The organism is Neoroseomonas rubea, from assembly GCF_016106015.1.
In the GTDB taxonomy this organism is placed as follows: domain Bacteria; phylum Pseudomonadota; class Alphaproteobacteria; order Acetobacterales; family Acetobacteraceae; genus Neoroseomonas; species Neoroseomonas rubea.
This window is the reverse complement of record NZ_JACADQ010000564.1, coordinates 1-1,512: the sequence shown is the minus strand read 5'-3', so window position 1 is coordinate 1,512 and position 1,512 is coordinate 1. Positions and strand designations below refer to the sequence as shown.

At 75.1% G+C, this 1,512-nt stretch carries 3 protein-coding genes; all 3 read right to left on the bottom strand.

The window, feature by feature from the left end:
• The coding region (locus HW577_RS24875; RefSeq protein ID WP_198378773.1) for a metal ABC transporter permease at positions 1 to 226 on the bottom strand (226 nt) is incomplete at its 3' end.
• On the bottom strand, positions 223 to 978 hold the full coding sequence (locus HW577_RS24870) for a metal ABC transporter ATP-binding protein (protein WP_198378772.1): 756 nt from the start codon (positions 976 to 978) through the stop codon (positions 223 to 225). The genes HW577_RS24870 and HW577_RS24875, both read right to left, overlap by 4 nt.
• Positions 975 to 1,512, bottom strand: a 538-nt coding sequence (locus tag HW577_RS24865) for a metal ABC transporter solute-binding protein, Zn/Mn family (RefSeq protein ID WP_198378771.1), incomplete at its 5' end; no start/stop codon positions are given. The genes HW577_RS24865 and HW577_RS24870, both read right to left, overlap by 4 nt.

Genomic DNA, 1,512 nt, shown 5'->3' with positions numbered 1-1,512 from the left:
CCGCCACCGCCGCGCCGGCGAGCAGCGGCGGCAGCGCGCGCGGATCCTGCCCGAAGGCGGCGACGATCAGCGCGGCGAGCACCACGCCCGGCAGCGCCGCATGGCCCACCGCATCGGCGAGCAACGCCCGCCCGCGCAGCAGCGCGAAGGCGCCGACCGTACCGGCCGCAAGCCCCAGCATCGCGCAGCCGGCCAGCACGACGAGGGTGTTGTAGCCGAGCGTCATGCCGGCGCGACCGAGGCGGTCTCGAGCAGGTTGAGCCGCCCGCCATAGGCCGCCGCGATGTTGGTGGGCGTGAAGGCCTCCGCCACCGGCCCGGCCGCGATGGCGCGGCCGTTCAGCAGCAGGACATGCGCGAAGTAGTCCGGCACGGTGGACAGGTCGTGATGCACGGCGACGACGTTGCGCCCCGCCGCGGCGATGCGGCGCAGCACGGCGACGATCGCCTGCTCCGTCGCGGCATCCACCGCGGCGAAGGGCTCGTCCATCAGGTAGAGGTCGGCATCCTGCGCGAGTGCGCGGGCGAGGAAGACGCGCTGCTGCTGCCCGCCGGACAGCCGGCCGATCTGCCGCTCCGCCAGGTCCGACAGCCCGACCTCGGCCAGGGCCGCCGCCGCCGCGTCGCGCTCCCGCCGCGGCACGCGGCCCCACCAGTTCATGCGCGGGTAGCGCGCCATGCACACGACATCGAGCGCGGTCGCCGGGAAGTCCCAGTCCACCGAGGCGCGCTGCGGCAGGTAGCCCACGCGCATGCGCGCTTCATCCAGCGGGCGGCCGAAGAACCGCGCTTCCCCCGACAGGGCCGGGATCAGGCCGAGCGCCGCCTTGATCAGCGTGGACTTGCCCGCGCCGTTCGGCCCGACGATCGCCGTCAGCCCCTGCGGCGCCGCCCAGGTCACGTCCCACAGCACGGGCCGTTCTCCATAGGCGACGGTCAGGCCGCGGATCTCGAGCGGCGGGGGCGGGGTGGCGCTCACGCGGCCAGCCGCCCGTTCAGGCCGCGCGGCGGCACTGTGCCGCCCAGCGCCCGGGCGATGGTCGTGACGTTGTGGTCGAGCATGCCTTCATAGGTCCCTTCATAGGTGCCCGGCCGGCCCATGGCATCGGAGAACAGGTTGCCGCCGAGCGCGACGCGCTGGCCGCGCGCCCCCGCGCCTTCGATCAGCGCGCGCACCGCGCGGTCGGGCACGGAGCTTTCGGCGAAGACCGCCGGGATGCGGCGCGCGACCAGCGTCGCCACCAGCGCCTCGATGCGCGCGAGATTCGCCTCGGCCTCGGTGGACAGGCCCTGGATGCTCGCGACCTCCAGCCCGTAGCGCGCGCCGAAATAGGCGAAGGCGTCATGCGCGGTGACGAGCATCCTCTGCGGCGCGGGAATCGCGCCGAGCGCGCTGCGCGCGAAGGCGTCGAGCCGGGCGAGGCGCGCGCGCCAGGCCGCCAGCGCCGCGGCGATGTCCTGGGCCGCGGCGGGGGCGGAAGATCGGGAGAGCACACGTCCGAACTTCAGGCAC